At 73.3% G+C, this 23,988-nt stretch carries 25 protein-coding genes; 13 read left to right on the top strand and 12 right to left on the bottom strand.

Features of this window, described 5'->3' with window-relative positions; all coding sequences use genetic code 11:
• Positions 1 to 49: 49 nt before the first annotated feature.
• A complete protein-coding gene (locus tag AB0E85_RS01335; RefSeq protein ID WP_361921230.1) occupies positions 50 to 1,255 on the bottom strand; it encodes an NAD(P)/FAD-dependent oxidoreductase in 1,206 nt (401 codons plus the stop codon).
• A gap of 236 nt (positions 1,256 to 1,491) precedes the next feature.
• On the opposite strand from AB0E85_RS01335, the gene AB0E85_RS01330 reads away from it, so the two are divergent.
• From AB0E85_RS01330 to AB0E85_RS01305, 6 genes are all read left to right on the top strand, one after another.
• The gene (locus AB0E85_RS01330) at positions 1,492 to 1,941 is read left to right on the top strand and encodes a DoxX family protein (RefSeq protein ID WP_361921228.1); all 450 of its coding nucleotides are present in this window, start codon (positions 1,492 to 1,494) and stop codon (positions 1,939 to 1,941) included.
• Positions 1,941 to 2,357 carry an OB-fold domain-containing protein gene (locus AB0E85_RS01325; RefSeq protein ID WP_361921226.1) on the top strand — a complete coding sequence of 139 codons (417 nt, stop codon included), beginning with the start codon at positions 1,941 to 1,943 and terminating at the stop codon, positions 2,355 to 2,357. Before AB0E85_RS01330 ends, AB0E85_RS01325 begins: the two co-directional genes overlap by 1 nt.
• A gap of 110 nt (positions 2,358 to 2,467) precedes the next feature.
• On the top strand, positions 2,468 to 3,103 hold the full coding sequence (locus AB0E85_RS01320) for a GNAT family N-acetyltransferase (protein WP_361921225.1): 636 nt from the start codon (positions 2,468 to 2,470) through the stop codon (positions 3,101 to 3,103).
• Positions 3,104 to 3,198: 95 nt separating this feature from the next.
• Entirely contained in the window at positions 3,199 to 3,411 is a 213-nt protein-coding gene (locus tag AB0E85_RS01315; protein ID WP_361921223.1) for a DUF4287 domain-containing protein, read from the top strand.
• 63 nt (positions 3,412 to 3,474) lie between these two features.
• Entirely contained in the window at positions 3,475 to 4,374 is a 900-nt protein-coding gene (locus AB0E85_RS01310) for a GNAT family N-acetyltransferase (RefSeq protein WP_361921221.1), read from the top strand.
• A gap of 3 nt (positions 4,375 to 4,377) precedes the next feature.
• Positions 4,378 to 4,779: a DUF5958 family protein gene (locus AB0E85_RS01305; protein WP_361921219.1), complete on the top strand. Its 402-nt coding sequence runs from the start codon at positions 4,378 to 4,380 to the stop codon at positions 4,777 to 4,779.
• Here AB0E85_RS01305 and AB0E85_RS01300 read toward each other — a convergent pair.
• The 3 genes from AB0E85_RS01300 to AB0E85_RS01290 all read right to left on the bottom strand — a co-directional run bounded on the left by AB0E85_RS01300 (position 4,776) and on the right by AB0E85_RS01290 (position 7,466).
• Positions 4,776 to 5,402, bottom strand: coding sequence for an NAD(P)-binding domain-containing protein (locus tag AB0E85_RS01300; protein WP_361921217.1), 627 nt, complete (start codon positions 5,400 to 5,402; stop codon positions 4,776 to 4,778). The genes AB0E85_RS01305 and AB0E85_RS01300 overlap by 4 nt on opposite strands.
• Before the next feature lie 113 nt (positions 5,403 to 5,515).
• The gene (locus AB0E85_RS01295; RefSeq protein ID WP_361921216.1) at positions 5,516 to 6,193 is read right to left on the bottom strand and encodes a pyridoxal 5'-phosphate synthase; all 678 of its coding nucleotides are present in this window, start codon (positions 6,191 to 6,193) and stop codon (positions 5,516 to 5,518) included.
• Between the two features lie 103 nt (positions 6,194 to 6,296).
• Positions 6,297 to 7,466, bottom strand: coding sequence for an acetyl-CoA acetyltransferase (locus tag AB0E85_RS01290; protein ID WP_361921214.1), 1,170 nt, complete (start codon positions 7,464 to 7,466; stop codon positions 6,297 to 6,299).
• 118 nt (positions 7,467 to 7,584) lie between these two features.
• Here AB0E85_RS01290 and AB0E85_RS01285 point away from each other — a divergent pair, with 118 nt between their 5' ends.
• On the top strand, positions 7,585 to 8,778 hold the full coding sequence (locus tag AB0E85_RS01285) for an acyl-CoA dehydrogenase family protein (RefSeq protein WP_361921448.1): 1,194 nt from the start codon (positions 7,585 to 7,587) through the stop codon (positions 8,776 to 8,778).
• A complete protein-coding gene (locus tag AB0E85_RS01280; protein ID WP_361921212.1) occupies positions 8,775 to 9,278 on the top strand; it encodes a nitroreductase family deazaflavin-dependent oxidoreductase in 504 nt (167 codons plus the stop codon). Before AB0E85_RS01285 ends, AB0E85_RS01280 begins: the two co-directional genes overlap by 4 nt.
• Before the next feature lie 51 nt (positions 9,279 to 9,329).
• On the opposite strand, the gene AB0E85_RS01275 is transcribed toward AB0E85_RS01280, so the two are convergent.
• Positions 9,330 to 9,977 (bottom strand): TetR family transcriptional regulator, encoded by a 648-nt coding sequence (locus AB0E85_RS01275; protein WP_167345935.1) that lies wholly within the window; start codon positions 9,975 to 9,977, stop codon positions 9,330 to 9,332.
• Between the two features lie 121 nt (positions 9,978 to 10,098).
• Between AB0E85_RS01275 and AB0E85_RS01270 the strand changes: the two genes are divergently transcribed.
• Together AB0E85_RS01270 and AB0E85_RS01265 are read left to right on the top strand one after the other, a co-directional pair.
• Complete coding sequence (locus AB0E85_RS01270) at positions 10,099 to 10,821, top strand: VOC family protein (RefSeq protein WP_361921210.1); 723 nt, start codon at positions 10,099 to 10,101, stop codon at positions 10,819 to 10,821.
• A gap of 193 nt (positions 10,822 to 11,014) precedes the next feature.
• Positions 11,015 to 13,399, top strand: a complete 2,385-nt coding sequence (locus tag AB0E85_RS01265) for a serine/threonine-protein kinase (protein ID WP_361921208.1) — start codon at positions 11,015 to 11,017, stop codon at positions 13,397 to 13,399.
• Between the two features lie 168 nt (positions 13,400 to 13,567).
• Here the strand turns inward: AB0E85_RS01265 and AB0E85_RS01260 are convergent, their stop codons facing one another.
• Genes AB0E85_RS01260 through AB0E85_RS01245 form a run of 4 tightly spaced genes read right to left on the bottom strand, consistent with a single transcriptional unit; the run spans position 13,568 to position 16,925 of the window.
• Positions 13,568 to 14,518 carry an alpha/beta hydrolase gene (locus AB0E85_RS01260; protein ID WP_361921446.1) on the bottom strand — a complete coding sequence of 317 codons (951 nt, stop codon included), beginning with the start codon at positions 14,516 to 14,518 and terminating at the stop codon, positions 13,568 to 13,570.
• Positions 14,519 to 14,567: 49 nt separating this feature from the next.
• Complete coding sequence (locus AB0E85_RS01255; RefSeq protein WP_361921206.1) at positions 14,568 to 15,344, bottom strand: enoyl-CoA hydratase/isomerase family protein; 777 nt, start codon at positions 15,342 to 15,344, stop codon at positions 14,568 to 14,570.
• Positions 15,341 to 15,754, bottom strand: coding sequence for an OB-fold domain-containing protein (locus AB0E85_RS01250; RefSeq protein WP_361921204.1), 414 nt, complete (start codon positions 15,752 to 15,754; stop codon positions 15,341 to 15,343). Before AB0E85_RS01250 ends, AB0E85_RS01255 begins: the two co-directional genes overlap by 4 nt.
• A 10-nt stretch (positions 15,755 to 15,764) precedes the next feature.
• Entirely contained in the window at positions 15,765 to 16,925 is a 1,161-nt protein-coding gene (locus AB0E85_RS01245; protein ID WP_361921202.1) for a lipid-transfer protein, read from the bottom strand.
• A gap of 97 nt (positions 16,926 to 17,022) precedes the next feature.
• On the opposite strand from AB0E85_RS01245, the gene AB0E85_RS01240 reads away from it, so the two are divergent.
• Complete coding sequence (locus tag AB0E85_RS01240) at positions 17,023 to 18,654, top strand: FadD3 family acyl-CoA ligase (protein WP_361921201.1); 1,632 nt, start codon at positions 17,023 to 17,025, stop codon at positions 18,652 to 18,654.
• On the opposite strand, the gene AB0E85_RS01235 is transcribed toward AB0E85_RS01240, so the two are convergent.
• Entirely contained in the window at positions 18,620 to 19,546 is a 927-nt protein-coding gene (locus AB0E85_RS01235) for an SMP-30/gluconolactonase/LRE family protein (protein ID WP_361921199.1), read from the bottom strand. The genes AB0E85_RS01240 and AB0E85_RS01235 overlap by 35 nt on opposite strands.
• Before the next feature lie 109 nt (positions 19,547 to 19,655).
• Here AB0E85_RS01235 and AB0E85_RS01230 point away from each other — a divergent pair, with 109 nt between their 5' ends.
• Complete coding sequence (locus AB0E85_RS01230; RefSeq protein WP_361921197.1) at positions 19,656 to 19,934, top strand: hypothetical protein; 279 nt, start codon at positions 19,656 to 19,658, stop codon at positions 19,932 to 19,934.
• A 2-nt stretch (positions 19,935 to 19,936) separates the two neighbouring features.
• Positions 19,937 to 20,329, top strand: coding sequence for a PIN domain-containing protein (locus AB0E85_RS01225; protein ID WP_361921195.1), 393 nt, complete (start codon positions 19,937 to 19,939; stop codon positions 20,327 to 20,329).
• Positions 20,330 to 20,414: 85 nt separating this feature from the next.
• Here the strand turns inward: AB0E85_RS01225 and AB0E85_RS01220 are convergent, their stop codons facing one another.
• Positions 20,415 to 20,591, bottom strand: a complete 177-nt coding sequence (locus AB0E85_RS01220) for a hypothetical protein (RefSeq protein WP_361921193.1) — start codon at positions 20,589 to 20,591, stop codon at positions 20,415 to 20,417.
• A 214-nt stretch (positions 20,592 to 20,805) separates the two neighbouring features.
• Positions 20,806 to 23,859 (bottom strand): BTAD domain-containing putative transcriptional regulator, encoded by a 3,054-nt coding sequence (locus tag AB0E85_RS01215; protein ID WP_361921191.1) that lies wholly within the window; start codon positions 23,857 to 23,859, stop codon positions 20,806 to 20,808.
• Between the last annotated feature and the right edge of the window lie 129 nt (positions 23,860 to 23,988).

Below are 23,988 nucleotides of genomic sequence, written 5' to 3'. Positions count from 1 at the left end.
CAGGAACGGTGTGGGCGGGCAAAGTTGCCGAAGCCGCCTTCCGGGCCTCTCAGCCCGGCAGGCGGGACACGCTCCCGGGGCCGTTGCGCGCGACCGCCTTGGCGATCTTCACCGCGTCCAGCGCCATCTCACGGAGGTTGCCGCTGATCGGGTTGGTGAAGCCGGTGAAGTACAGGCCGGGAGCGGCGGTGGGGGTGCGGGCGCCGTGGACGACGGGCCTGCCGCGGTCGTCGAGCACGTCGAGGTGGCCGACCAGGCCCTCCAGGGCGCGGACGTACCCGGTGGCGGCGATCACCGCGTCCGGGGAGATCCGGGTGCCGTCGGCCAGGGCGATCTTGCCGCCGTCCTCGAATCCGTCCACGGCGGCCACGATCTCCACCCTGCCCTTGCGCACGGCGTCGATCAGGCCGACGTCCTGCACCGGGACGGCCCCCTCCTTCACCCGCGTGTACAGCCCGGTGTCCGGACGCGGCAGGCCGTGGGCCGACAGGTCGGGCAGGGCCACCCTGGCCTGCACCCGGGAGATCCGGTCGACCAGGCCGACCGGCAGCCGGCGGACCAGGACGCCGCTGTACTGGGCGGCCCAGCCGGCGGTGGAACGGCGCACGATGTGGGGGACGGTGCGCACGGCGAGCCGGACCCGGGAGGCGCCGCTCTCCACCAGGTCGACGGCGATCTCGGCGCCGGTGTTGCCGACCCCGACGACGAGGACGTCCCGGCCGGCGTAGGGCGTGCCGCTGCGGTAGTCGCGGGCGTGCAGGAACGCGCCGGTGAAGGCGGACCGGCCGGGCCAGTCCGGCACGCGCGGGGTGTGGTTGTAGCCGGTGGCGACGACCACCGCCGCGCCGGTCAGTTCCCGGCCGCCGGTGGCGTGCAGCAGCCAGCCCGTGCCGTCGGGGGTGCGCTCGACACGGGACACCTCGACGCCGGTGACGATCTCCAGACGGTGGTGCTCGGCGTACTTCTCCAGGTACCGCACCACGTCGTCCCGGGACACCCACCGCCCGAACCGGCGCGGCATGGGCAGGCCGGGCAGGGCCGAGAGGCGGCGGGTGGTGTGCAGGTGCAGCCGGTCGTAGTGGCCGCGCCAGGACGACCCGACGCGGTCGGACTTCTCCAGGACGACGGCCCGTATGCCCCGGGCGCGCAGCGCGTACGCGACGGAGAGCCCTCCGGGGCCGCCGCCGATGACGTAGACGGGGCGGTCGGGTGGGGGCTGCGCGGAGGCGTGTGTGGGGGGTGTGGAGTCGGCCATGAGCGGGAGCGTAATCACGGGACCGGTTGATGGGTCTCGGTCAAGACCGGAATTGGTTTCGGATTGATCACGGCTGTAGCGGGAGGGGGTGGGGCTCGTGGCGCAGCGGGCCCGGTTGTGTCGGGGTCGTGATCATGTGTGGCGGGCGGCGGGTGGGGGCGGCTTCGGTGATCCATCGGAGGAAGGGTGTCTGCGGCCCCTTGCGGTCCCCGAGAACTGACGTACCGTCAGATCGCATGGACACGATCTGGCTCACCGGAGCGGAATGGCTGGCCGTGCTGCGGATCGGGCTCGGGCTGTGGTGGCTGGAGAGCTGGCGGCACAAGGACCGCAAGGCCTGGTTCGAGCGGGGCGCCGGCATCGCCTGGGCGGCCGGCATAGCCGCCGAGCACCGCTGGAGCGCCGTCCGTTCCGGTTTCGAGGTGGCCGTCGCGCCGCGCCCGCGCGTGATGGCGTACGTCGTCGTCTACGCGGAACTGGCCCTCGGCCTCGGTCTGATCACCGGCTTCCTCACCCCGGTCGCCCTGGCCGGCGCGCTGCTCCTCAACGCCCTCTACTTCACGCTCATGATCCACGACGTCGCCGAGCAGGGGCAGAACGCGATGATGGGGCTGATGTCGGTGGTCGCGCTGTTCGGGATGTCCTGGCAGACCTGGTCGCTGGACAGCGCGCTGGGGCTCTTCTGATGGCCGGCCGCTTCGACCTGCCCGAGCCCGACGCCTTCACACGGACGTACTGGGACGCGGCCGCCGGCGGCCGGCTGCTGATCCGCCGCTGCGGGACCTGCGGCCGGGCCCACCACTACCCACGCGAGTTCTGCCCCCACTGCTGGAGCGAGGACGTGACCTGGGAGACGGCGAGCGGGCGCGCCACGCTCTACACCTGGTCCGTCGTCCACCGCAACGACCTGCCGCCGTTCGCGGACCGTGTGCCGTACGTCGCCGCCGTGGTCGAACTCGCCGAGGGACCGCGGATGATGACGGAGATCGTGGGGACGGCGGTCCAGCGGGCCGGGCGGGCTGCGGACCTGTCGGGCGGAGCGGAACTGGAGGTGGTGTTCCGGGAGGGGATCCCCGTGTTCCGGCCGGTGCCGAGGGACTGAGCGGCCGGCGCCCGGGAGCCCGGCGTCCCGGAGCCCGGGCCCGCAGGCGCAACCGCGTTCTTCCTCTCACGGCACCCCGGGATCGCGCCCCAGGGGCTTGAATGGGACCCATGGCCCCCATACGCGACCACTCGATGACCGGCCCCCACCCGGATCTCCGCGGCCACGGCCTGCTTCTGCGCCCCTGGGAGGCGGGGTCCGGTGCCGACGTCGACACGTGGTTGCGCGGGCTGCGGGATCCGGAGTTCCGGCGCTGGAACACCCCGCTGCGGCCGGTCACGGACCGGGCGAGTGCGAGGGAGTCGCTGCTCGCGCGGGCGCAGGCCGCCATGGAGGGGACGTCGGTGTCGTTCCGGGTCGCGGACGCGCGCACCGACGCCCCGCTGGGGCACATCGGCGTCAACGAGATCAAATACCACCTGAAGGTCGCCCGGGTCGGCTACTGGGTCCTCCCCGAGGCCCGCGGTCAGGGCGTCGCCACCCGGGCCCTGCTGCTCGCCGCCCGCTGGGCCCTGACGGAACTCGGCATGCACCGGCTGGAGCTGGACCACGCGGTCGGTCACGACGCGTCGTGCCGGATCGCCGAGAGATGCGGGTTCCCGTACGAGGGGACCCTGCGCGGCGCGATCTTCCAGGAGGAGCGGCACGACGCGTTCCGGGACGCCCATCTGCACGCCCGCCTGGCCACGGATCCGGAGCCGGCGGACCCATGGGGAGAGCCGGACGGGCGGGCCGCGAAAATGTGACGCGCATCACCGCCGACGGGCGATCAGTCCGGCCCGCACCGCGGGTCATACCCGTTGACCGCAGCACCATCGCAGCGAAGAAGGGACCGGCCGACATGACCGCACCCGTGAAGGGCCCCGCCAGCTACTTCCCCTCCATCGAGAAGAAGTACGGCCGGCCGGTCGCCGAGTGGCAGGAGCTCATCCGCAGCTCGCCGCTGACCCGGCACATGGAGCTCGTCAACTGGCTCAAGACCGAACACGGCCTGGGGCACGGGCACGCCAACGCGCTGGTGGCGCACACGCTCGCCGAGGGCGCCGGCGCGTGAGGCGAGAGGGCCCGCCACCGAAAATCAGGAGAGCCCGGGCGGCCCCGGACGGCACCATGAACCATGGATACCGACACCGATACAGCCACGGACACGGGCAGTTGGCACCTCACCCATGACCTCGACGACTTCCTGACCCGCGCGGGCGCCTTCCTCCGCTCCCGGCCGGCGCTGCACACCGTGCCGTTGACGGTCACGGAGAACCTGCGCACGCGCGGCCGGAGCGTGTACGGCCAGGGAGCGCCGGAGTTCGGCGCGCTGGAGCGGGGCGGAGAGGTCCGGGCGGCCTTCTTCCGCACCCCGCCCCACTGGCTGAACGTCACGGCCCTCACCCCCGAGGACGCCGACGCCCTCGCCGCGCGACTGGCCGCCCTCGGCCGGAGCCTGCCCGGGGTGAACGCGGAGTCCGGCACCGCGGCCGCCTTCGCGGCGGCCTGGCAGCGGCACACGGGCGCGACGGCGGCCCTCCGCCAGCAGCAGCGGCTCTACCGGCTCGGCACCCTGACCGCGCCCGGACCCGTGCCGCCCGGCCGCCCCCGGGTCGCCGTCGAGTCCGACCGAGAGCGGCTGGGGCGCTGGCACGACGAGTTCGGGGAGGCCGTCGGCGGAGGTACCGTCCGCGACCCCGCGGAGTGGGTTCAGGCGCGTATCGACAGCGGGAGCATCACCTTCTGGGAGACCCCCGACGGCACTCCCGTCGCCATGGCCGGCACGAGCCCCCGGGTCGCCGGTCAGGTCCGCGTCACCACGGTCTACACCCCGCCGCGCTTCCGCGGGCGTGGCTACGCGGGCGCGGCGACGGCCGAGGTCAGCCGGGCCGCACTGGCCGCCGGGGCGGACGAGGTCCTCCTCTTCACGGACCTGGCCAACCCGACCAGCAACGGCCTCTACCAGCGCATCGGGTACCGTCCGGTGGCGGACTTCGAGGTGTACGACTTCGTGGCGGAGAGCGAAGGGGCGTGACCCGTGAACGAGCGCGACGTTCTGCTCAACGAGCTGGCCCAGGGCCTGCGCCCGCCGGCCGAGGGCATCGCATGGTTCGAGGGCCTGGCCGAGGACGAACAGCACGAGGTGCTGCTGCTGCTCCGCGAGTTCTGCGTCCAGGCCCGTGCCACCGGTGAAGACGCCGTGGAGGCCATCCGGCGCTCCGGACTCCGGCCGACCCACACCCCGTCGGTGCTGATCCTGGCCGGACGCTTCGACCAGCAGCTGGGCAAGGTCGCCGCCCTGCGGCCGCGCCATGAGCGGATCAAGGCGTTCCGTCTGCTGGTCCACGTCCTGGGCAGCGCGGACGCGCGGCGCCGGGAGCGGTACTGCGCCGACGGGTGCGGTCACGACTGGCATCGGCTGGGAGGGGGCGCCGCCTAGGCGGCCGCCCGCGGCACCACCCGGATGTTGAACGTGTGGGAGCCCAGGCCGTTCGCGATGCCCATGAAGAGCAGGGCGAAGTGCTCCTGGCCGCGGGCCGTGGTGATGCCGCCGATGTCCAGCTGGGACGAGGCGGGCCAGCCGAGGTCGGCGAGCAGGCGGCCGGTGGTCTGTTTGGCCTCGGGATCGTCGCCGGAGAGGAAGACGGTGGTCGGGCCGGCCAGGCCGTCGGGCGCGGTCATCGCCGTCGAGTCCATGGTGCACAGCGTCTTGACGACGGGCGTCTGGGGGAAGGCCCGCTGGATCTGTTCGGCCAGGCTGCTGTTGGGGTGGGACAGCTCCGTGTAGTCGTCGGAGAGTCCGACCCCGACGTCGATCAGCAGCGTGCCCGCCAGGGCGGGGGCCCCGAGGGAGCGGAGCAGGTCCAGGGAGACGGTCCCCGGGGTCGCGTTGACCAGTACCTCCGCATGGGCCGCTGTCTCGTCCAGGCCTGCCACGGGCAGTCCCAGGTCCGTTCGTTCCGCGGGCTTGCGCGAACCGAGGAGTACGTCGTGTCCCGCCGCGCTCCAGCCGTGGGCCAGGGCGCGGGCGACATGACCGGTGCCGAGGAGTCCTATACGCATGGTGCGACGCTAACCGGCACCGCGGTCCCGGGCATCGGACCGCAGGACCAACCCGTCGGCACCAATGGCCTAGTCCCCAAGCCGCGGTGATCTCGGGCCCGTTGACGGACACCTCAGGGCCACAGCAGCTCCCGCGACCACGCCTCGCCGTCCCGCTCCCCCTCCCGCCGGTAGCGGAGCCGGACGTGCCGCCGACGCCCGTCTCCCTGGAAGAACTCCACCTCCTCGGCGCGCAGCCGGTACAGCGTCCAGGACGGCACCGGTGCCTCCGGCTCGCGTGACGCCCGTTCCCACGCCGACTCCGAGGCCCGGGCCAGGTCGTCCAGCGAGGGGAGGACCTCGCTCTGCCGCCCGGTCAGTGCCGCCGCCAGCGCCCCGGTCGAGCGGGCGTGCAGGTCGCCCTGGGCGTCCTCGGAGGGAGCCGCCGTCACGGGGCCGCGCACCCGGACCTGGCGGCCCAGCACCGGCCAGTAGAAGCCGAGCGCGGCGTACGGGCGTCCGGCGAGGTGCCGGCCCTTGCGGCTCCCGGCGTGGGACGCGAAGGACCAGCCGTCGGCGTCCGCGCCGTGCAGCATCACGATCCGTACGTCGGGCAGGCCCGACTCGTCCGACGTCGCCAGTGACATGGTGTGCGGTTCCGTCTGGCCGGCCGCCACCGCCGCCGCGAACCACTCGGTGAACAGGGGCAGGGGAGCGGCCGGGGCGCCGGCCGGATCGAAGGCGGGCAGGTCCGTGACCTCCGGGTCCCAGACCCGAAGTGACCTCAGCAGCTCGTGAAGATCGGTTGCCATGCCTCGATTGTCACCGGTCCCCGGCGGGGCGGTGCGGAGGGACGACGGCCCCCTCCGACGGCACGTCCCGGATGGCGCATGCCGGGGAGAGTGTGCGGACCCTTCACTCCGCCCCCAGCACCACCGTCCCCGACGAGCAGAACCAGCCCCCCGTCCCCGACGCCACCGCCAGGCGCGGCAGCGTGCCGTCGCCCCGCCGCACCTGGCGTTCCCCGCACTCCCCGCGCAGCTGCCGCACCGCCTCCACCAGCAGGAACAACCCCCGCATTCCGGGGTGCTGCGCCGACAGCCCGCCCCCGTCGGTGTTCACCGGCAGCTCACCGCCCTCGACCCGCAGCCGCCCCTTCTCCACGAACGCGCCGCCCTCGCCCTTCGCGCAGAAGCCGAGGTCCTCCAGCGTCACCAGCGTCATGTAGGTGAACGCGTCGTAGAGCTCGGCGAAGTCGATCTCCGACGGCCGCACCCCCGCCCGCTCGAACGCCAGCCGCCCGCTCACCGCCGCCGGCGACACCGTGAAGTCCGGCCACTCGGACATCGCCGCGTGCGAGACGCACTCCCCGGCTCCCAGCACCCACACCGGTGACGTACGGCAGTCCCGTACGTACCCCTCCGCCACCAGCAGCACCGCGGCCCCTCCGTCGGAGCGCACACAGCAGTGCAGCTTCGTGAAGGGGTCGGCGATCATGGGCCCGGCCAGGACCTCGTCGACCGTGACCGGGGTGCGGAACATCGCCTCCGGGTTGAGGGCCGCGTTGGCCCGGGCCTGGACCGCCACCTCCGCCAGCTGCTCGATCGTCGTGCCGTACTCGATCATGTGGCGGCGGGCCGCCATGGCGTACTTGGCGATCAGGGTGTGGCCGTAGGGGACTTCGAACTGCAAGGGGCCCCGCGTGCCGAAGGACAGGGTCCCGGTGCGGCGGCCCGCGCGGACGTCGGCGCGGGCCGTCGAGCCGTAGACGAGCAGCACCGCGCGGGCGTGCCCGGCCGCGATCGCGTCCGCCGCATGGGCCGCCATGACCTCCCAGGTGGAGCCGCCCACGGAGGTCGAGTCGACCCAGGTGGGGCGCAGGCCCAGGTGCGAGGCGACCTCCACGGGCGCCAGGGTGCCGAGGCCCGCCGAGGCGAAGCCGTCGACGAGCGCGCGGTCCAGGCCCGCGTCGGCCAGGGCGCGGCGGGCCGCCTGGGCGTGCAGGGCGTACGGCGTCGCGTCGTCCACGCGGCCGCAGTCCGACAGGGCCGCGCCGACGACGGCCACTTTCCTCCGGGCCACCATGAATCTGACGGTACATCAGATGCGGCCGGGCGCGGCAGGGCTCTGGGCTTCCCCGTTCCACCGCCCTAATATGACGCACCGTCAGATAGTGAGTGAGGTGCGGAGAGAGGTGGCCCCATTGGACGCCCGCTTCACCGACGAACAGGACGAGATCCGCCGCACCCTGCGCGACCTGCTCGACAAGCGGTGCGGTCCACAAGAGGTGCGGGCGGCCGTCGACACCCCGGTCGGGCACGACCGGGCCCTGTGGACCGCCCTCGCCGGACAACTGGGCCTGCCCGGCCTGGCCCTCCCCGCCACCTGCGGCGGAGTCGGCTGCTCGGTGACCGAGATGGCCCTGGCCTGCGAGGAGACGGGCCGGGTCCTCGCCCCCACCCCGCTGCTGGCCACCGCCGTCCTCGCCGCCCCGCTGCTGCTCGCCCTCGGCACCGGAGCCCAGTGCGCCGGGCTCCTGCCGCGCATCGCCTCCGGCGCGCTCACCGCCGCCCTCGCCGTACCGGGGCCCGCTCTCGCCACCGCCCTCGCGCTCACCGGGCACGACGGGCGCGGGGAGTGGGCCGGCGGGGGGCGGTCCGGGGGCGTCCAGGCCCGGCGGGTGGAGGGTGGCTGGCAGGTGTACGGGCAGGTCGACCAGGTGCTCGACGGGCACAGTGCCGAGCTGCTCGTGGTCGCCGCGCACACCGGGGGTTTCGCCCGATCGCGGGTGCTGCTCTTCCTCGTGCGCGCGGGCGCCGCCGGGCTCACCCGCGTACGGCAGACCGCACTGGACGCCACCCGCCCCCAGGGCAGGATCCAACTGCGCGACACACCAGCCGAGTTGCTGGGTGACGAAGCCGCCGACGCCCTCGCCGCCCTGGCCCGGCTCGGCGACACCGCCGCCGCCTGTCTCGCCGCCGAGGCCGTGGGGGCCGCCGGCCGGGTGCTGGAGCGGACCGTCGAGTACGTGGGGCAGCGCGAGCAGTTCGGCAGGCCGGTCGGCTCCTTCCAGGCGGTCAAGCACCGGCTGGCCGACGCCTACGTCCAGGTCCAGGCGGCCCGGTCGGCGGCCTACTACGCGGCCTGGGCCGCCGCCGCCCCGGCCCCCGGGGCGGAGACGGCCGGCGCTCTGGCCCTCGCCCAGGCGCTCGAAGCACTGCGCCGCGCCGCCGCCGAGGGGATCCAGCTGCACGGCGGCATCGGATTCACCTGGGAGCACGAGGCTCACCTGTACTTCAAGCGTGCCGCGGGCGACGAGCTGCTGTTCGGGCCGGTGCACCGGCTGCGGGCGCACGCGGCCGACGCGGCACACGTCTTCGAGGAGGCCGGCACATGAGGGGTGCGCGTGTGGTGCAGAAGGTGTCGTCGACCAAGGGCTTCGCCCGGGTGGCGCCGCACGTGGTGCCCGCCCTCGACCGGGCCGTCCACCGGCTCACCAGGGGGAAGGTGCTGCTCAGCGCCCACATGCTCCCCGGGGTGGTGCTGACCTCGACGGGGGCGAGGAGCGGTCTGCCCCGCCGTACCCCCCTGGCCTGCATGCCGGAGGACGGCGGGCGCCGCTGGATCCTCGTCGGGTCCAACTTCGGACGGCCGGGGCACCCCGCCTGGAGCCACAACCTGCTCGCGCATCCCGACGCGGAGATCAGCTGGAAGGGCCGGGACGTCCCGGTCACGGCCCGGCTGCTGGCGGGACAGGAGCGGGCGGCGGCGTGGCAGGCGCTGCTGGCGTTCTGGCCGCCGTACGCCACGTATCAGGCGCGGGTCGATCGGGAGATCCGGGTGTTCCGGCTGGTGCCGAGGCGGGAAAGCGCGACGGGCGGTGGTCCACCTGCGTGAACCACCGCCCGCCAGACAGGACTTGGATGCGTGAGAGGCCGCTGCGCCGCGCTATTTCGTCGGCTTCCGGCCGGTGACGCCCAGGTGCACCAACAGGGCGAGGTTCGGTTTCAGTTCGGCCTGCTTCACGCCCCAGGAGGAGAAGCCCTTCTGGTGGGAGGCGACGGCCGCGAGCATCGCGACGAGCGAACCGGCGACGGCCGCCGGGTTCACGTCCTTGTCGACCCTGCCCTTGGCCTGGAGCTCGGCGACGGCGTCCGCCAGGGAGTTGTTCACCGAGTTGAGGATCTTCATCCGGAGCTTGTAGAAGCGCTTGTCGCCCTCGGCGGCACCGAGATCGACGACCCGGAGGATCGCGTCGTTCTTGCGCCAGAACTCCAGGAAACCGTCGACGAGTTCCTGGGCCGTCTGCCAGCCGGCCTTGCCGGCCCACGAACGGCCCTCCAGAAGCTCCGTCAACGCGGCGCCCTCGGTCGCCATTTGCTCGGCGATCTCCAGGACGGCGCCCTCGACGTCCGGGAAGTACTGGTAGAAGGTCGCGGGCGAAGTACCCGCCTTCCGGGCGACATCGATGACTTTGACGTCCCGGTACGGGGAGGAGCTGAGCATCTCGCTGAGGCAGTCGAGCAGCTTCTGCCGGGTCGCCTGCCCACGCCTACCGGCCACGCGGCCGTCGACGGTACGCACTTGTCCTGTCATGCCGTCAGCTTACCGAGGCGTGATCGGGGCGCGATTCGGCCGACTGCAAATGGGGTGTAAGGGAGTGCGGAGGCTGTGTGCCTGGTCTGCGGGTTGCGGCGGTCGCGGTTACGTTGGCGGCATGGCCGAAAACAGGGCATCGGTGTACGGAGAGGGCGTCCCCTGCTGGGTGGACGCGCAGCTTCCCGACGTCGAGGCGGGCAAGCGGTTCTACGGTGAACTTTTCGGATGGACCTTCGAGGACTGGTTCGGCTCCTTCGCGCAGGCGCTGAAGGACGACGAACCCGTGGCCGCGCTGGTCCGCAAGGTGGACGGCCGGCTGCCCACCGTGTGGACGGTGTACTTCGCGACCCCGGACGCACCGGCCCTGGCCCGGCGCATCCGGGACGCGGGCGGGCAGATCGTCTCGGCGCCGGTACCGGCCGGGGAACTGGGCGTCACCGCGCTCGTCACCGACCCCGAGGGCGCCGTCTTCGCCCTGTGGCAGCCGGAGGAGCACCCAGGCTTCGGCAAGCGGCACGAGCCGGGCACCTTCGCCTGGGCCGAGCTCTACGCCCGCGACACCGACGCCGCCAACGCCTTCTACGGCGAACTCTTCCGGGAGGCCCTGTTCGGACCGGACGCCGAGCCCGACTTCGGCCGCGCCCCCGTCTCGGACGTGTTCCCCGCCCAGATGCCGCCCCACTTCCTCGTGCACTTCGCCGTCGAGGACGTGCCGGCCGCGCTGGAGGACGTGACGCGGCTCGGCGGCCGGGTCCAGGCCCCGCCGTTCGAGACCTCGTACGGCGAGGTCGCCGTCGTCACGGACGATCAGGGGGCGTCCTTCGCGCTGCTGCGCCGCTGAGCGGGCATTGTTTGGTCATCGTTCGATCACTTATCCTCCGAGGCATCCCAATTGTCACCGGGTTCGCAACCAGGGCTCCGGCCAGGAAGAATCAGGGTGCGTGCCGCCATGGCGGTGCGGTGGTGAGACGCTGCACGGGGTCGCGTGGAACATGTGGCTTCGGCGCGGCTCGTACGGGGAGGTGGCAGGCAGAGTGGTGGATCAGCTGACGCAGCACGATCCGCGGCGGATCGGGCCGTTCGAGGTGCTGGGACGGCTGGGTGCCGGCGGCATGGGGCTGGTCTATCTCGCGCGTTCGGCGTCCGGCCGGCGCGTGGCGATCAAGACCGTCCGGACGGAGCTGGCCGAGGACCAGCTGTTCCGGGTCCGCTTCACGCGCGAGGTGGAGGCGGCCCGCGCCGTCTCCGGCTTCTACACGGCCGCGGTCGTGGACGCCGACCCGCGCGCCGCCGTGCCGTGGCTGGCCACCGCGTACGTCCCGGCACCCTCCCTCGAAGAGATAGTGAACGACTGCGGCCCGATGCCGGCCCAGGCGGTGCGCTGGCTGGCGGCGGGCGTGGCCGAGGCGCTCCAGTCCATCCACGGCGCGGGCCTGGTGCACCGGGACCTCAAGCCGTCGAACGTCCTCGTCGTGGAGGACGGGCCCCGGGTGATCGACTTCGGCATCGCGTCGGGCGTCTCGAACACGCGTTTGACGATGACGAACGTCGCCGTCGGCACGCCCGCCTACATGTCGCCCGAGCAGGCCAAGGACTCCCGCAGCGTCACCGGCGCCAGCGACGTCTTCTCCCTGGGCTCGATGCTGGTCTTCGCCGCCACCGGCCACCCGCCCTTCCACGGCGCCAACCCGGTCGAGACGGTCTTCATGCTGCTGCGCGAGGGCCCCGACCTCGAAGGCCTGCCGGACGAGCTGCGGCCGCTCATCGAGTCCTGTATGCAGATGGACCCGACGGCCCGCCCCAACCCGGCCGACCTCCAGGCCCAGCTGGCCCCTCACCTCTTCGGCTCCGGCTCCGACGACAGCGGCACGGCCTCCGCGTGGCTGCCCGAGCGGGCCGTGGGCCTGATCGAGTCCCGCCGCAACGGCCGCCCGGCCGGCAAGCCCGCCCCCGGCGCCGGCCGCAGCGGCGGCGGACGCCCCACGCCGGGCCCGGCGCCCCTCCCGCCCCCGCCCGCGCACGACCCGGTCATCCCGTCGCCCGCCCCCGCGCCCGCGCCGGTCGGCGGTCCCGACACCGGCCCCGTCCGCCTCGCCGGCGCCAAGGTGCCCATCGGCCCCGGCCCGCGCGTCGCGGACGTACGCGCCGCCGCCGTGCAGGCGCCGGCACCGGAGGCCGCCCTCGCCGCCTCCTGGTCCAAGCCGCGCCCCGGCGTCAACGGCACGGACCCCGCCGTGGGCCCCGCCGTCGCCGCGCCCCCGGCCCCTGCCGCGCCGCCCGAGCAGGCCGGCGGCTGGCGGCCCTGGCGCTTCCGCATGTCCAACGACGTCTGGGGCACACCCTCGGTCGCCGGCGACCTGGTCTACGTCACGTCCTTCGAGGTGCACGCGCTGGACGTCGCCACCGGCCGCCGCCGCTTCAAGACCCGGGACGTCGCCTGGTCCATGGCGGTCGCGGACGGCCGTATCCACGCCTCCGACGGGCCCACGCTGTTCGCCCTGGACGCCCGTGAGGGCGCCGACCTCTGGCGCCTCCAGACGGACGCCTGGGTGTACTCGCTCAAGGCCGACCGCGGCACCGTCGTCACCGGCACCCGCGGCGGCGGCGTCCAGGGCTGGGAGGCCTCCGGCGGCCAGAAGCTGTGGGAGATCACCGGCTGCCAGTCGGACTTCGAGTCCCCCGAGGCAGGACCCGCCCTGCACGACGGCACGGTGTACGTGTGGCAGGACGCCCGGCTGCGCGCCCTGGACGCCCGCACCGGCGACGAGCGCTGGTCGTACCCGATCGGCGACGCGGCCTCCTGCGGCGGCGTCCCCATCCGGCTCACCCCGGCCACCGACGGCTACGTCTACGTCTGCGCCGGCACCCGCGTCCTCGCCCTGGACGTGGCCGCCGGGCACGTGAAGTGGCACTTCGAGGCCCCGGCCGTGTTCCTCTGCCCGCCCACCTTCGTCCCCGGCCCTGCCGTCACCGGCGGCGGCATCTACCTCGCCGACTACCTCGGCACGGTCTACGCGCTCGACGCCACCGACGGCCGTGACCGCTGGCGCATCGCCACCGAGGCCCGCTCCTGCGTCGACCCCGTCCTGGTCGCCGCGGGACACGTCCACGTGGGCAGCGGCAAGGGCCTCTACACCCTCGACGCGGTCACCGGCACGCCCAAGTGGCGCTTCCAGGCGGGCGGCGACATCGTCGGCGCCCCCTCGGTCGCCGAGGGCCGTATCCACTTCGGCTCCACCGACCACCTGCTCTACACCCTGAAGGCCGACGACGGCCGGCTCCGCTGGAAACTCGCCACCGGCGGCGAGATCACCGGCTCCCCGGTCGTCCGGGACGGGGTGGTGTACGCGTGCAGCAAGGACCGCTGCGTGTACGCACTGGACGCGGAGAAGGGCACGGGCACGGCGCGCACCGCCTGACGCACCCCGCCTCACCCTCCCGGGACGGCCGTCGTCACGGCGTACGGAAGGGGTGCTCCGGACGGCGGCCGTCGCTCGTCGGGGAGCGGCCCGTGCACCGCTCCCACCCATGACGCTACGCCGGGTACGGGCCCGTCGCCACGCAACGGCCCGGCCGGCCGCGGCGCGTCAGTCCCGCAGCTCCGTCAGGAAGTCGATCAGCGCCTCGTTCACCTCGGCGGGCCGCTCCTGCTGAGTCCAGTGGCCGCAGCCCGGCAGCACGAGCGGCTTGCGGCGCAGGTCCGGCATCAACTCCGGCAGCCGCTCGATCAGTTCCGGCGTCCCCGGGAAGGCCGGGACCAGGTCGCGGTCGCCGTACACGTACAGCGCCGGCGGGGTGACGACCGCGCCTTGCCAGGGGGCGGTCAGCTCCCAGTTGCGGTCCAGGTTGCGGTACCAGTTGAGCGCGCCGGTGAAGCCCGGCTCGAAGCTCTCGGTGAGCACGTCGAGGTCCTGCTCGGTGAGCCACCCGGGCAGCACCTCGGGGTCCGGCGCGTCCGTGAGCCAGCCGCGCTCCAGGTCTACCAGGGCCTGCTCGGGACGCCCGGCGTCCGGCGCGTCACCGGAGGCGGAGTACAGCAGCTTGCGCAGAGTCCTGCGGGTGTCGGCGGCGAACTCGGCGTCCGCGGCCCCCGGCCGGTTGAAGTAGTTCCAGTAGAAGCGGCCCTCGAACCGCTCCTGCATGGTCTGAAGCGGAGGCCGGCTGCCGCGGAACGGCGGCGGCACGCTCAGCCCGGCCACCCCGCGCACCACGTCCGGCCGCAGCAGCGCAGTGTGCCAGGCCACCGGCGCGCCCCAGTCGTGCCCGACGACGAACGCCCGCTCCTCGCCCAGCGCGTGGACCAGCCCGACCACGTCCCCCACCAGGTGGAGGATGCTGTACGCGGCCACGTCCTCGGGGCGGTCGCTGCCGCCGTACCCGCGCTGGTCGGGCGCGACCACCCGGAAACCGGCCTCGGCCAGCGGGCCGAACTGGTGCCGCCAGGAGTGCCAGGACTCCGGGAACCCGTGCAGCAGCACCACGAGCGGGCCCTCGCCCTGCTCCGCGATGTGCAGTCGTATGCCATTGACGTCGATCATCCGATGCTCAACCACGCCCCCGAGCATACGGGTGTAGGGGTAAACGACTTCACTCGCGCAACCGGTACTCCCGCCGTCGCTCGGTGAACAGCCGGGCCTGCCGCTCGCCCGCCGCGTTCCCGAGTGCGATGAGGTGCGGGGCCTGTGCGAACCCCTGCGCCCGTCCCGCCGCACTCGCGGCCCACAGTGCCCGCACGGTCCCCTGCACGGCCTCGGTCGGGTACCCGGCGAGGACGGCGGCGCATGCGGTCGCCGCCCCCAATGCCTCGCCCTCCGGCACGAGTTCCGACACCAGCCCGATCTCGTACGCCCGCCGCGCCGAGATCCGCTCCGCGGTCCCCATCAGCGCCATCCGCGCCACCTCGCCGTAGGGCATGCGCTGTGCCATGAGGACGGACTCGTAGGCGCTGACCATGCCGTAGGTGGTGTGCGGGTCGAAGAAGGTGGCGGTGGTGTCCGCGACGACGAACTCCGCCTCGCCGAGCAGGTAGAAGGCCCCTCCGCAGGCCATGCCGTGCACGGCGGCGACGACCGGTTTCCACAGGTCGTTCGCCTTCGGCCCGATCCCGAGCAGCGGATCGTCCTGCGCGTAGGGCGAGTTCGGCTGCGGTACCACGGCGTCCCGGTCGATGCCGGTGCAGAAGGCGCGCTCACCGGCCCCGGTGAGGACGATCGCCCGCACGGTGTCGTCGAACCGCAACTCGTGCCAGGTGGACGCCAGTTCGTCGGCCATGGCGAGGTCGACGGCATTGAGCCGCCCGGGCCGGTCGAGCGTCACGACGGCGACCCCGCTGTCCCGGTCGGCCCGCATGAGCACACCGCTCATGACCGCTCCGGGACCCACTGGGGAAGGCCGTCGTGGAAGACGGCCCGCACCCTGCCGCCGATGCGCAGGCGCTCCGGCGGCAGGGAGCCGAGGGGCTCCCCGGCCGCGGCGACCAGATTGCCCACCAGCCGGATGCGGGGCGCCTCCTCCAGCTCGACGACGATCACGTTGTACGGCGCCCGCGCCGCGTAGTCGGGCAGCAGCGGCGGATGGGCGACGACGTACGACCAGACCCGGCCCCGGCCGGACACCGCACGCCACTCGCTCTCGAAGGACTGGCAGTGCGGGCAGCAGGGCCGGGGCGGGAAGCGGAACTCGCCGCATGCGGCGCAGGCCTGGACGCGCAGTTCGCCCTGGGCGGCGTACTCCCAGAACGGGGCGCCGTCGGCGTCGGGGACGGGACGCAGCATCGGTGACTCCTCAGTTCCTCAGCAGCAGGGCGGAGGTCGGGACTCCCTCACCCGCCGTGACCAGACAGGCGGAGGCGCCGGGGACCTGCGCGGTACTCGTGCCGCGCAGTTGCCTGACCCCTTCGTTGATGAGGTTGAAACCGTGCACATAAGCCTCGGACAGGCCGCCCCCGCCGGTGTTCAGCGGCAGCAGCCCGCCGGTCTCCAGCGCCCCGCCCTCGGTGAACGCCCCGCCCTCACCGCGCCCGCAGAAGCCGTAGCCCTCCAGGGAGAGCAGGACCAGGGGCGTGAAGGCGTCGTAGATCTGGGCGACGTCGACGTCCTCGGGGGTCAGGTCGGAGTGTTTCCACAGGTGCCGTGCGGCGCTCCAGGCGGGGCCGGTGAGGGGGTCGTCGTTCCAGTAGTTGACCATGCCGTGGTGCTGGGCGGGGAGCGACTGGGCGGCGGAATGGACGTACACGGGCCTGCGCCGGCAGTCGCGGGCGCGCTCGGCGGAGACCACGACACAGGCCAGGGCCCCGTCGGTCTCCAGGCAGTTGTCGAAGAGGCAGAGCGGCTCGCTGATCCAGCGGGAGCTCATGTACATCTCGCGGGTGAGGGGCCGGTCGTACATGATCGCGGCGGGGTTCTGGTTGGCGCGGTTGCGGCAGGTCAGGGCGACGTTGAACAGGTGGTCGCGGGTGGCGCCGTACTCGTGCATATAGCGGCGGGTGAGCATCGCGATCTCGTCGGCGGGCCTGAGCAGCCCGTACGGCCGCGTCCATTGGGCCGGGGTCGGGAGCTGGACGGTGGTGTTCGTCCAGGGCCGGGGCCCGCTACCCCGCTTGCGGGACCGCCAGGCCACCCCGACGCTCGCCTGCCCGGCCGTGATGGCCGCGGCGAGGTGGGCGACGGTGGCGCACGAACCCCCGCCCCCGAAACCGACCTTGCTGAAGAACGTGAGGTCGCCGAAGCCGCAGGCTTTCGCCAGCTCCACCTCGTCGGTCTCCTCCATGGTGTAGGAGGCGAGGGCGTCGACCTCGCCGGGCGCGATCCCCGCGTCGTCGAGGGCGGCCAGGACGGCCCGGCAGGCCAGGGTGCGTTCGTCCTCCGGGAGCCGTTTGGCGAAGGGCGTCTGGCCTGTGCCGACGATGGCGGTGGCGTCTTTGAGGCCTCCCGATCCTGCTGCCATGCTGCGCGCACCTCCGGGCCCGAACGGTCGCTGACAGGCCGTCAGATTACAGATAATCTGACGGGTAGTCAGCTCCTACGTCGTCGGGAGGCGCGCTGTGCGAGCGGATACGGCATGGGGAAGCGTTCCGGGCCTGGTCAGGGCGGCGGCCGAGCAGTACGCGGACGTCGAGGCGGTCGTCGAGGGCCGGACCCGCGTCACCTACGCGGAACTGGGCGCACGGGTCGAGCGCGCGGCGGCGGCCTGCATGGCGACCGGGGTCGAACCGGGTGACCGGGTCGGCATCTGGGCCCCGAACTCGCTCGACTGGATCGTCGCGGCCCTGGGCGCGGTCTCCGCGGGCGCGGTGCTCGTGCCGCTGAACACCCGGTTCAAGGGCGCCGAGGCGGCGGACGTGCTGCGCCGCAGCGGCACCCGGCTGCTGTTCGTCACCGGCACGTTCCTCGGCACCTCGTACGTGGCGTCCCTGCGACGGGCGGCCGGAGACGGTCCCGGCGCCGGCCCGCTGCCCGGCCTGCCGGCCCTGAAGCACGCGGTCGTCCTCTCGGACGACGCCCCGGCCGGCTTCCTGACCTGGAAGGACTTCCTGGCCTCGGGGGAAGGGGTGGGGGCGGCCGACGTACGCGGAAGGTCCGCGGCCGTCCAGGGGACCTGGCCCTCGGACATCATCTTCACCTCGGGTACGACGGGCCGGCCCAAGGGCGCCGTCATCACCCACGGCCAGACGCTGCGGGCGTACGGCATCTGGAGCGACCTGGCGGGCCTCACCCGGGGCGACCGCTACCTGATCGTCAACCCCTTCTTCCACACCTTCGGCTACAAGGCCGGGGTGATCGCCTGCCTCATGCGGGGCGCGACGATGGTCCCCCAGCCGGTGTTCAACGTGACGACGGTCCTCGCCAACATCGCCGCCGAGCGCATCTCCGTGCTCCCCGGCCCTCCGACCCTGCTCCAGTCCCTGCTGGACCACCCCGCACGCGACGCCCACGACCTGACGGCCCTGCGCCTGGTCGTGACGGGAGCGGCGGTCGTGCCGCTGCGGCTGGTGGAGCGGCTGCGCACCGAACTCGGCATCGGCACGGTCCTCACCGCCTACGGCCTCTCCGAAGCGAGCGGTGTCGTCACGATGTGCCGGCGCGGCGACGACCCGACGGTGATCGCCTCCACCTCGGGCCGGGCCATTCCCGGCACGCGGATACGGGTCGTGGACCCCGAGGGCCGGCCCCTGGCACCCGGCGTGCCGGGCGAGGTCCTGGTGCGCGGCTTCCACGTCATGAGCGGCTACTACGAGGACGAGCGGGCCACCGCCGAGGTGCTGTCGGAGGACGGCTGGCTGCGCACCGGCGACATCGGCGTCCTGGACGCCGCGGGCAACCTGCGCATCACCGACCGCCTCAAGGACATGTTCATCGTCGGCGGCTTCAACGCCTACCCCGCCGAGATAGAGCAGCTGCTGGGCCTTCACCCGGACGTGGCGGACGTGGCGGTGATCGGCGTGCCGGACGCCCGGCTCGGGGAGGTCGGCAGGGCCTACGTCGTACGGCGCCCCGGCGCCCTGCTGACCGCCGACGACCTGATCGCCTGGTCCCGCAGGGAGATGGCGAACTACAAGGTTCCCAGGACCGTCCGCTTCGTCGCGGACCTGCCGCGCAACGCGAGCGGGAAGGTCGTGAAGGGCGCGCTGCGGGACCCGGTCACCGGCCGATCGGCAGGGCCGGAGTGCCGGTGACCGACATCATCAGCGAGTACAGGGTGGTGTCGGCCGCGATGAACAGGCGGTTGCGCCGGGCGCCGCCGAAGCGGACGTTGGCGACGGTGCCGGGCACCAGGATGCGGCCGATCAGCGTGCCGTCGGGGTCGTAGCAGTGCACGCCCCCGGCCATCGCCGCGGCCCAGAGCCGCCCCCGGTCGTCGAACCGGATGTTGTCGAAGTTGCCGTTGCCGCACGTGGCGAAGACATCGCCGCCGGACAGGGCGGTGCCGTCCTCGGCGACGTCGAAGACGCGGATGTGGTTGGCGACGCTGTCCGAGACGTACAACTGCCGCTCGTCCGGCGAGAAGACCAGTCCGTTGGGCCCCTGGAACCCGTCGGCGACCAGCCGCACCTCACCGGTCACGGGGTCGACGCGGTAGACGTTGCGGGCCCCGATCTCGCTCTCGGCGCGATGCCCCTCGTAGTCGGTGGCGATCCCGAACTCGGGGTCGGAGAACCACACCGACCCGTCCGACCTCACCACGGCGTCGTTCGGGCTGTTGAGCCGCTTGCCCCGGAACCGCTCGGCGAGCACGGTGACCGAGCCGTCGTGCTCGGTCCGGGTCACCCGCCGGTTGCCCTGCTCACAGGTGATGAGACGGCCCTGGCCGTCCAGGGTGCTGCCGTTCGGGTACCCGGCGGGGGAGCGGAACACCCCGACGGCCCCGGTGGTCTCGTCCCACCGCAGCAGCCGGTCGTTGGGGATGTCGCTCCACACGAGATACCGCCCGGCGGGCACGTACACCGGCCCCTCGGCCCACCGGCACCCCTCGTACAACGTCTCCAGCCGTGAGTCCCCCGCCTGACACCTGCCCGTCCGGAACCGGTCGTCGAGGGTCTCGTAGAGATGGGGCTGCTCGCCGGGCATGAGGCCGCCTTCGGGCTCGGGAGGGTGATCTCGGACCCACTATCGCGCGCCGCGGCCGACGCCGCACCGCGCCGGGCCGAACACGCTCAGGACCGGTATGGTAAGTGGTATGGCAACGAAGAAGTACACGGTGACGCTGCCGGAGGAGCTCGCCGAGGAGATCCGGCAGGAGGTCGGGTCCGGTGGCTTCAGCTCCTACGTGACACGGGCCATAGAGCGTCAGCGGGAGCTGGACAGGCTCGGAGAACTGGTGGCCTGGCTGGAGAACGAGCACGGTCCAGTCACTGACGACGAGCTCGCGTCGGCCGAGACCGAGCGCAGGGAGTTCGAGCGCCACTTCACCGAGCAGGGCACGGGGACCGGCGAGCGTGACCGGAGGGCGAGCTAGTGGTGCCGTCCTGCTACGTGCTGGACTGCGAGGCGTTGTCCCGGACCGTCCTGGGGGACCGGGTGATGCTCGCCCGGCTCAAGGACGCGCACCGTTCCGGCGTCCGCGTCGTGACCAGCTCGATGACGCTGATCGAGGCTTACCACGGCCGGGTGAGGCGCGAAGCCTGGGCTTGGGCGATGTCGCGTGTCGTGGTGGAACCCGTGACACGGGAGGTCGCCGACGCCGCTGTCTCCCTGCTCCAGGAAACGGGCCTGCACGGCCACAGGTACGCGATCGACGCGGCGCTGGCCGTGATCGCGGGCCGGCAGCCCGCAGGCGCGGTGCTCTTCACGTCCGACGAGGACGACATGGGAAAGCTGTGCGGGCCGGGCGTGCGGGTCGTGTCGCTGTGACGTGACGACACCTGCCCGCGGACACACCTCGGCCGCGACGGCTCCCCCTCCGCGCCGCCGCGGCCGAACCCCGTGTAACGGTGGCTTACTTCGTCGGCTTGAAAGGCTCCGACGTGGCGTGCAGGTCCTTCGTCTCCAGCGGCTCGCCGGTGGCGTGCAGGTCCTGCTTCTTGACGGCGCCCTCGTCCGTGGCGTGCAGGTCCTTGGTCTCCAGCGGCTCGTCCGTGGCGTGCAGGTCCTGCGGCTTGAGCTCGTCGCCCATGATCGTCAACTCCCCTTGGCGTGGAACAGGCAGTGAGGTCGGCGGGCCCGCCCGGTCACTCCCCCGAGGGTGGCCGGGCAGGCCCGCCCGGGCCGCTCGCCCCGAAACCGGAGCGAGACCCGTGCGGCGACCCGTCTGCCCCCCGACGCGACGGATCGACTACGTCCATGATGGCGTGGGGGGATAAACGAATGATGAACGCCCAGGCGGAGCCTCAGGCCGCCTGCACCGGGGACAGCAGCGCACGCACCTCGGCGGCCTCGGGCGAGCCCAGCTCCTCGTAGATGCCGGCCGCTTCCTGCCAGCAGACCTGGGCCCGGCCGGTCTGGCCGATGCCGCTGAGCGCGCGCCCGAGCACCGTGAGGACGTTGCCCCGCCGCCACTCCCCGCCGATCCCGCGCAGCACGGTGAGCGCCATCTCGGCGTTGGCGGCCGCCCGTGCCGCGCGCCGGGCGGCGAGATCCACCTCGGCCAGCCGGAACAGGCTCATGCCCTCCCAGAGGCGCTGCCTGCTGTCGCGGAACACCTCCAGGGCCTCCTGGAGCCGGGCGGCCGCGTTGCCCAGTTCGCCGCTCTGGGTGAGGGCGAGCCCGAGGGCGTAGCGGGCGTTCGCGCCGCGCATCGAGTTGCCCATGCCGTCGTAGATGTCGATGCCCTCCTGGGCCAGCGCGACCGCGCTCTGGGTCCGCCCGGTCGCCAGGTGGATCCGGGAGAGGTTGCAGAGCGCGGCGGCCTCACCCGGGCGGTCGCCCAGGGCCCGGAAGTGCTCGATGGCCCGGGAGAGGTGCTCCTCGCCGTCCGTGTGCCGGTTCTGGTACAGCGCGATGATGCCGCGGGCGTTGCGCGCCCAGCAGACGGGGAGCAGGTCGTCGGACTCCTGCGCGAGGCGGATGGCCCGTTCCGCCTCCTCCTCGGCCCGTTCGAAACGGCCGCCCACGTGGTGGACGTTGACGAGCGTCATCAGCGCTCGTGCCTCCGCCCGCCCGAGGCCGTGCGAGCGGGCCGCGCCGACGAGCGCCTGGGCGGTCGCCTCGTACTCCTTGGAATTGGCCCCCGACTCGGAGAGGTCGTGCGCGGCCCACAGCATGTCGATCGCCCGGGGGAGGGTCTCCGGCCGTCCCGCGGACTGCCGTACGCACGCGAGGAGGCAGATGGCCTCCGCGTACAGCCAGTCCTGCGCGGCGTGCCGGTCGTCGAAGCGCAGCCCCGGGTACGACGTGGGTTCCAGATGGTCCACCAGCCGGTCTCCCGGCCGTTCGATCGCGTACACGCCCGCCGCCGACGCCAGGTAGAAGTCGAGCAGCCGGGACAGTGCCGATCCCCGTTCGCTCGGGGGGAGTTCGTCCCGTTCGGCGCAGGCACGCGCGTAGAGCCGGACCAGGTCGTGGAAGCGGTAGCGACCGGGGGCGGCCGATTCGAGGAGGGAGGTGTCCACGAGGGACTCCAGCAGGTCCTCCGTGTCCTCGACCGGCAGGTCCAGGACCGCCGCCGCTGCGGCGAGGGAGATGTCGGGGCCGTCCGCGAGGCCCAGCAGGCGGAACGCGCGGGCCTGGGCGGGTTCCAGCTGGCCGTAGCCGAGTTCGAAGGTGGCCTTGACGGCCAGGTCGCCGGCCTGGAGTTCGTCCAGGCGGCGGCGCTCGTCGGCGAGCTTCGCCGCGAGGACGGACACCGTCCAGGTGCGGCGGGCCGCCAGCCGGGACGCCGCGATGCGGATGGCCAGCGGCAGGAAGCCGCAGGCCGCCACGACGTCCAGGGCGGCCTTCCGCTCGGACGCCACCCGCTCCTCGCCCACGATCTTCGTGAACAGCGCCAGCGCCTCGTCCGGGGACATCACGTCCAGGTCGATCAGGTGGGCGCCCGCCAGGTCCACCATCCGCGTGCGGGAGGTGACCAGCGCGGCGCAGCCGTCCGTGCCGGGCAGCAGGGGGCGGACCTGGGCGGCGTCCCGGGCGTTGTCCAGCAGGACCAGCACCCGGCGCCCGGCCAGGACCGAGCGGTAGAGGGCCGCGCGCTCCTCCAGGGAGTCGGGGATCGCCGAGTCGGCCGTGCCGAGGGCGCGCAGGAAGGAGCCGAGGACCGTCTCCGGCTCCGCCGCCCGGGCGCCCGCGCCCTGGAGGTCGACGTAGAGCTGCCCGTCCGGGAACGCCGTGCGTGCCTGGTGGGCCACGTGCACCGCGAGGGTCGTCTTGCCGACGCCGCCGATCCCGGCCAGGGCCGAGACGGCCATGACCCGGCCCTCGGCGAAGGCGAGGATGTCGCCGAGTTCGCGGACGAACGCCGAGCGGCCGGTGAAGTCCGGGACGGTGGCGGGCAGTTGTGCGGGGCGTACCGGGACCGCGGCAGGCTCGGGGGCCGGGGAGGAGGGCTCCGCCAGCGAGGGGTCCGCCTGGAGGATCCGCTGCTGCAACTCGCTCAGGCCGGGGCGCGGGTCCACACCGAGTTCGTCGGCGAGCAGACGGCGGGTGTCGGCGTACACGGCCAGTGCCTCGGCCTGGCGGCCGCTGCGGTAGAGCGCCAGCATCAGGAGCTCGCGGAGCCGCTCGCGCAGCGGGTGGGCCGCGGTGAGGGCCGTGAGCTCGGAGACGGCCTCGGCGTGGCAGCCCTGCTCCAGGTCCATGTCCAGGCGGGATTCGAGAAGTTGCAGCCGCCACTCCTCCAGGCGCACCCGCTGGGCCTCCGCGTAGGGGCCGGGCACTCCCGCCAGGGTCTCCCCGTCCCACAGGGCGAGGGCGCGGCGCAGGGTGTCGCGGGCGTGGCAGAGGTCGCCGGCGGAGCGGGCCTTCTCCGCCTCGGTCGCCAGATCCTGCGCGACGGCGAGGTCCAGGGCGCCCTCGGCGAGACCGCGGACAGCGTAGCCGCCGGACTCGCTGACCAGGACGGCGGCGGTGCCGCCCGGCCGGCGCCCTTCGCCGCCCTGGTCCAGCACCTTGCGCAGGCGGGAGGCGTACGTCCGTACCGCCGCCAGCGCCTGCGAGGGCGATTCCTCGCCCCACAGGGCGTCGATCAGCTCCGCCGCCGTGGCCGTCCGGCCCTCGCGCAGCAGCAGGGCGGCGAGCAGGGCGCGTTGCTGGGGGGATCCGGTGGCGACCGGCTCGTCACCGCGCCAGGCGCGCACGGGGCCGAGCACGCTGAAGCGCAGGCTGAGGGACTCGGCGGGTCCCTCCGGCTCCTCCGGCCCGGCCGTCGCCGCCGACTCCGGCGATGACGGCGTGGAGTCGAAACGCCGCTGCTCCGGTACGCGCGGCACACCGTTCGGTACACCGTCCATGCAGTCCCCCTAGACATCCTGAGCAACCACGCCAGTTTGCCTTGTTGACGGCGGATACGTCAGCCGTGGGAGACGCCGATCACAGGGCGGCACACGGGAGTCCATGAAGTCTGCACAGTCTCTCCGCAC

This window comes from Streptomyces sp. NPDC029044, from assembly GCF_040637495.1.
Taxonomy (GTDB): Bacteria; Actinomycetota; Actinomycetes; order Streptomycetales; family Streptomycetaceae; genus Streptomyces.
This window is presented reverse-complemented; position numbering and strand designations above follow the sequence as displayed.